Genomic DNA, 6,466 nt, shown 5'->3' with positions numbered 1-6,466 from the left:
GAAGCACCACCACACTCTCAGGCCCTGCTTTGTGATCCGCAACATACTTCGAGCCCTTGTACAGCGTCAACCGGAAGACACGTGCCCGAAGTTTGCCCGCGCAGCGAACCGGTCAACCGACCATGGCCGAGCGGAATTGCCCGCCTCTCGAAATTGATATCGAAACCTACTCTGCGCCAACGCAATACGGACATTTTGGACGCGGACGTAGGTACTGCGCAGTACTCCGGCGCGCCACCCGAGCGAGACCAACCGGCATGTGCCACAGCCGACTCCGAGCGCTACCGATCGAATAATCGTACGGTCGAACCACTTTCGAGCAATGCTATATGCACATAACTCACATACCGGACTCGGGTGCGCTCTGCATATGAGACAGCTCGGACACTCTGTGCGATATGTCCGGAATAAAGTTCCCCAGATGATCATCGGAGCGCCAAGTCTTTTCACACCGAACGCCGAATCCCACACGTCTCGCCCGGCCGGCAAGACGAGCCCGCGACCGATCCCTCCCCTGCCCGCGACGAATACGTCACCACCTGCTCCACAACCGGGACACCGCGACTCCCGAAGTCGCCCAACGCAATATCGACGCACGTCCGATCGGTCGATCAGCCACCGCCGCGATCACACCGCGAGGCACAGGTTTTCCGCACCGCTGCGGTCACGGAGTCACCAATCCGCGCCACGCCGGACTCCGCACCGAATGGCAGGGATCGGACGGAATCAGCACCCGCCCCGACAGGTGTACCAGACTGTCGATCCGCCGGGCGTCCCGCCGAATCTCCTTCGGCAGTGCGAGAACCCGCGACTCACCGCGTGATGCCCCAATGTTCATGGGCACCAGCAGCCCTAGGGATCCGCCCCTTCTCAGGCAGTCGAACACCCACCGCGGTCACCTCCACGGCACCGCGAATCCGCGCTCACGGACCGGAAATACGGACCGTCGACCACGGGCGAGACGCCGGCTCGCGGCCTCCGGACAGCGCGGCGGCGCGAAGTTTACTGAGCCCCCGGAATCGACCCGTGCCCGACATCACCGCAACCGAGGACACACCGCAGTCTCACCGCTTCGGCAAACATGAAAGTCCGGCCCGGTGCCCCCTCGCCGGAGGGGTACACGAGCCGGACCATAGAACACCTCTCCCGGAGCGCCGGGAGACAGCGCACTCAGCGCTTCATGAAGATGGGCACATCCACATCGTCATCGTCATCGCCACCGTTGTCGGGCGGCTGGATGTGGGACCGGTTGTTCTGAGCGACGGTCGGTTCGGCCATCCGCGCCCGCTCGGAATCGCGGTAGCTCGGCACCGCGCTGCGGGTGGTGCTGGTCTGCGAACTCGCACCGATATCGGCGCCGCGCGTGGACGGCGCATCGCCGGCGCGGCCGCTCTGCCCGATCTCACCCGCACGGCCCGCGCCGATCTGACCGCGCGTCGTACTGCGGTCGTACACCTGGTTTCTGGAAGGTCCGCCCCCGTCGAAGCCCGCCGCGATCACGGTGACGCGCACCTCGTCGCCGAGCGAGTCGTCGATGACGGTACCGAAGATGATGTTGGCCTCGATGTGCGCGGCCTCCTGCACCAGCGAGGCGGCCTCGTTGATCTCGAACAGACCCAGATCCGAGCCGCCCGCGATCGACAGCAGCACACCGTGCGCGCCGTCCATGGACGCCTCGAGCAGGGGCGAGTTGATCGCCGCCTCGGCCGCTTTCACCGACCGGCCCTCGCCGCGCGCCGAGCCGATGCCCATGAGCGCGCTGCCCGCGCCGGACATTACGCTCTTGACGTCGGCGAAGTCGACGTTGATCAGACCGGGGGTGGTGATCAGGTCGGTGATGCCCTGGACACCGTTGAGCAGCACCTCGTCGGCGGAGCGGAAGGCGTCCATCAGGCTCACCGCGGCGTCGCCGAGCTGGAGCAGCCGGTCGTTGGGGATGACGATGAGGGTGTCGCAGGACTCGCGCAGCAGGTTGATGCCGACCTCGGCCTGGTTGCCGCGGCGCTTGCCCTCGAACGAGAACGGCCGCGTCACCACACCGATGGTCAGCGCGCCGAGCTTGCGCGCGATGCTGGCCACGACGGGCGCGCCGCCGGTGCCGGTGCCGCCGCCCTCACCCGCGGTGACGAACACCATGTCGGCGCCCTTGAGCACCTCTTCGATCTCGTCCTTGTGATCCTCGGCGGCTTTGCGGCCGACCTCGGGATCGGCACCGGCGCCGAGACCGCGGGTGAGCTCACGGCCGACGTCGAGCTTGACGTCGGCATCGCTCATCAGCAGCGCCTGCGCGTCGGTGTTGACCGCGATGAACTCGACTCCCTTGAGTCCCTGTTCGATCATCCGGTTGACGGCATTCACGCCGCCGCCGCCGATACCGACGACCTTGATCACCGCAAGGTAGTTGTGCGGGGGCGTCATGGGCTCTCGCCTTCCTTCGATCTAAAGCCTGTCATGTGCGAATACTCGGCATGTCCGCCGCGGGCACCCTTTCGGATGCCGTGCCCGGGACCGTTTCTCTCACGATCCGCGATCCGGGCAAACCCTAAACCTCAACCATAGGGTTAGCGTAATGTCAAGTATCCGACTGGTGCGGAACGCTATTCGCAGCCGCGGCGATACGGGCGCAGGCGCGCCGAAACGAGTGACAGAATCTTGTGTGATCCCTCTCGTTCGACCCCGTGCCCACCGTAAAGCCGGTCGGTTGCCCCCCGGACCCGTTTCCGGCGGACACGACCGAATCGCCGGCCGCGGTCCCCCGAAATTTCCCCGGGCGCAATGGGTATTGATCACTTTACCGTGACCAGATTCGGACTCGAAACGTCGAACACCGTTCCCTCCCGCGTGAGCAGCGGCATCACCACGGCCGCCTTGCGTTCGGCATCGTTCGCACCACCCCACACTACCGTGCGCCCGTCTTTCAGGGTCAGCGAGATATCCGAAATCGACCGTGCGACAACCTCGCCCACCTGGATGTTCAGCGCGGGCGGCAGCGCGCTCACCACCTGCACGGCCGCGACGGTCACCGGATCGGCGCCGCCGGGATGATCGGTGATCAACTTCGGCACCCCCACCGGCGGGGGCTCGATCGCGAATTCCACGCTGTCCGAGTCGAGCAGGTGCGCGCCCTGCGGACTCTCGAAGAACAGCACCGCGATCCGCTCCTCGACGGTCACCCGGACCGTCGACGGATACACCCGTTGCACGCGCACGGAATGCACCTTCGGAATGGCCGCGATGCGCCGGGCGATCGCGTCGGTATCGATGCGCAGCATGGAACGGCCGTCGGGAATCTCGAGCCGCTCGCGCACTTGTTCCTCGGGCACCGCGGCGATCCCGGTGATCTGCACCTCGCGCACCGAGAGCACCGGGGTGAACCACGCGACGACGAGTGCGATCGTGAGCACGCACATCCCCAGCAATGCCCAGATCCGGACCCGGCGCAAACGTCCGGGCCCGTCGGGCGTGCGCCAGCGTTCGGCGTCGAACAGTTCGGCGGCCCACCGCGTCGCCCGGCTCATGTCCGCGCCTTCGCGACCGGCGGCACGGCGACCCTCACCGCCCGTACTGGGGCCGCGCCCGTAGCCCGTCGAGAATCTGGCTGCCGAGCATGGTGACATCGCCCGCGCCCATGGTGATCACCACGTCGCCGGGCAGCGCCAACCCCGCCACCTCACGGCCGACCCGCGACATATCGGGCTGGTAGTGCACCGGCACGGTGACCGACTGCGCCACCAGCGCGCCGTTCACGCCGGGCAGCGGTTTCTCCCTGGCGCCGAACACGTCGAGCACCATCACCTCGTCGGCCAAGCTCAGCGCCGCGCCGAACTCCTCGGCGAAGGTGGCGGTGCGGCTGTAGAGGTGGGGCTGGAAGACCACGATCACCCGGCCGCGTCGCGAGCGGGCGCCGTCGCGCGCCTCCTGGCGGACCAGTTCGGCCGCCGCGCCCAGGACCGCCCTGACCTCGGTGGGGTGGTGGGCGTAGTCGTCGAAGACGCGCACGCCGTGTTCGCGGCCGACGAACTGGAACCGGCGGTGCACGCCGCCGAAACCCTCCAGGCCCTGGATGATCTCGTCCACGTCGGCGCCCGCCGCCCGCGCCGCCAGCAGCGCGGCCAGCGCGTTGAGGGCCATGTGTTTGCCGGGGACCGAGAGGCGCAGGGTGCGCGGCGCGGGTTCGTCGTCGAGCTGGAACTGGGCCAGGCCGCCCACGTCGCGCGGCTCCCAGCTGTGCAGGCGCACACCGACCGGCACCGGCGCGTCGGCGAGTTCGCCGGAGCCGTAACCGAGCACGCGCACGTCCTTCTCCGCCAGGCGCGGCCCGACTCGCTCGGCCAGGGCGCGCGAACCCGGATCGTCCAGGCACACCACCAGCAGCCCGCGCTCGGCGAGCCGGTCGGCGAAATCGTCGAAGACCTGCACGTAGGCCTCGTCGGAGCCGAAGTAGTCCAGGTGATCGGACTCGATATTGGTGACGACCGCGACATCCGGGTCGTACTGGAGCAGCGACCCGTCGCTCTCGTCGGCCTCGGCCACGAAGATCTCACCGGTGCCGTGGTGGGCGTTGGTGCCCGCCTCGTTGAGCTCCCCGCCCACCGCGAACGACGGGTCGAACCCGCAGTGCTGCAACGCGACGATGAGCATCGAGGTGGTGGAGGTCTTGCCGTGGGTGCCCGAGACCAGCAGGGTGCGGTGCCCGCGCATGAGCGAGGCCAGCACGGCGGGGCGCAGCAGCACCGGGATGTCGCGCCGATTCGCCTCCATCAGTTCCGGATTCGTCTTCGGGATCGCGGCGTAGGTGGTGACGACGGCGGTCGGGCCGCCGGGCAGCAGGTCCAGGGCGCTCGCGTCGTGGCCGATGCGCACCTGCGCGCCGCGCGCCCGCAGCGCGAGCACGCCGCGGCTCTCCTTGGCGTCGGACCCGGACACCGCGCCGCCCCGCGACAGCAGGATGCGCGCGATGCCGCTCATTCCGGCGCCACCGATGCCGACCATGTGCACGCGTTCCAGCGCGGGCGGCAGGCCGGAGCGCTCCTGGTCCTCCGGCGCGCCCGCGGCGCTCGTCCGGTCAGCGGGCACGCGCCACCTCCAGCGCGATGCGCGCCACCGCGTCGGCGGCGTCGCGATGCCCGGCGCCCGCGGCGGCGCGGCCGGTCTCGGTCAGGCGTGCTTGGTCCATGAGCAGCGGTATCACCTCGTCGATCACGTACTTCGGTGTGAGTTCCGAATCGGGGACAATTCTGCCACCGCCCGCGGCCACCACGGGGCGCGCGTTGAACTCCTGCTCACCGTTGCCGTGCGGCAGCGGGACGTAGAAGGCGGGCAGCCCGACCGCCGACACCTCCGCGACGGTCATCGCGCCCGACCGGCACACCACGGCGTCGGCGGCGGCGTAGGCCAGATCCATCCGGGACAGATACGGCACCGCGACATACTTTGCGGCGCCCCCGGATTCGGTCACGTCCAGGGTGTTCTTCGGGCCGTGGGCGTGCAGGACCGAGATCCCGGCGGCGGCCAGCTGCGGCGCGGCCCCCGACACGGCCTCGTTCAGGCTGCGCGCGCCCTGTGATCCGCCGAACACCAGCAGGACCGGTCCCTCGGCGGGCAGGCCGAAGTGGGCCCGCGCCTCGGCGCGCAACGCGGCGCGGTCCAGCGAGGTGATGGCCTCGCGCACCGGGATGCCGATCACCTCGGCGCGCGGCAATCCCGAATCCGGCACGGCCGCGAGCACCCGGGCGGCGCGGCGGGCGCCCACCTTGTTCGCGATGCCCGCCTTGGCATTGGCCTCGTGCACGACCACCGGCACGGCGCGCCTGCGCCGCAGCACTCCCCCGCCCGCGGCGAGGTAGGCGGGCAGGGCGACGTAGCCGCCGAACCCGATGATCACGTCGGCGTGCACCGCGTCGATCACCGCCCGCGTGCGCGCCACCGACGCGCGCACCCGCGCGGGCAGGCGCAGCAGATCGGCGGTGGGTTTGCGCGGCAGCGGCACCGGCGGAATCAGTTCCAGCGGATAGCCGCGCTCGGGAACGAGTTTCGTCTCCAGGCCGCGCTCGGTGCCCAGCGCCGTCACCGTGACCGACGGGTCGAGGCGGCGCAGCGCGTCGGCGACGGCCAGCGCGGGTTCGATATGGCCTGCCGTGCCGCCGCCCGCGACGATCACCGACAATCCCCGCGCACCAGGTTGTTCCACCGTCACCGTCCGCTACCTCCTGCGTGCCCCATGCTCGCGCCGTGCGCTCCCGGGGCGATCCCTGGCCCCGTCACTGCGCCGTCGCTCGCGCAGTGTTGGATCAGCGGCACTCCCGGGGCCTTGCGTGGCCACACTGCGCTACCTCCTCCAGGCCCGTCGCTCGCGCAGTGTTGGATCAGCGGCACTCCCGGGGCCTTGCGTGGCCACACTGCGCTACCTCCTCCAGGCCCGTCGCTCGCGCAGTGTTGGATCAGCGGCACTCCCGGGGCCTTGCGT

The 6,466-nt window shown here is 69.5% G+C and carries 4 protein-coding genes; all 4 read right to left on the bottom strand.

The features are described from left to right. Positions 1-1,170 precede the first annotated feature (1,170 nt). A complete protein-coding gene (ftsZ, locus tag OHB21_RS24010) occupies positions 1,171-2,418 on the bottom strand; it encodes a cell division protein FtsZ (RefSeq protein ID WP_067510813.1) in 1,248 nt (415 codons plus the stop codon). 368 nt (positions 2,419-2,786) lie between these two features. Next, complete coding sequence (locus OHB21_RS24005) at positions 2,787-3,518, bottom strand: cell division protein FtsQ/DivIB (RefSeq protein WP_084537822.1); 732 nt, start codon at positions 3,516-3,518, stop codon at positions 2,787-2,789. A gap of 34 nt (positions 3,519-3,552) precedes the next feature. Further along, positions 3,553-4,992: a UDP-N-acetylmuramate--L-alanine ligase gene (gene murC, locus OHB21_RS24000; RefSeq protein WP_228791762.1), complete on the bottom strand. Its 1,440-nt coding sequence runs from the start codon at positions 4,990-4,992 to the stop codon at positions 3,553-3,555. Between the two features lie 73 nt (positions 4,993-5,065). Next, complete coding sequence (gene murG / locus OHB21_RS23995) at positions 5,066-6,196, bottom strand: undecaprenyldiphospho-muramoylpentapeptide beta-N-acetylglucosaminyltransferase (RefSeq protein WP_195126263.1); 1,131 nt, start codon at positions 6,194-6,196, stop codon at positions 5,066-5,068. Positions 6,197-6,466 lie beyond the last annotated feature (270 nt).

This window comes from Nocardia puris, from assembly GCF_036051655.1.
Lineage (GTDB): Bacteria > Actinomycetota > Actinomycetes > Mycobacteriales > Mycobacteriaceae > Nocardia > Nocardia puris.
The sequence above is the reverse complement of the archived record's forward strand: the minus strand, read 5'-3'. Positions and strand labels throughout refer to the sequence as shown.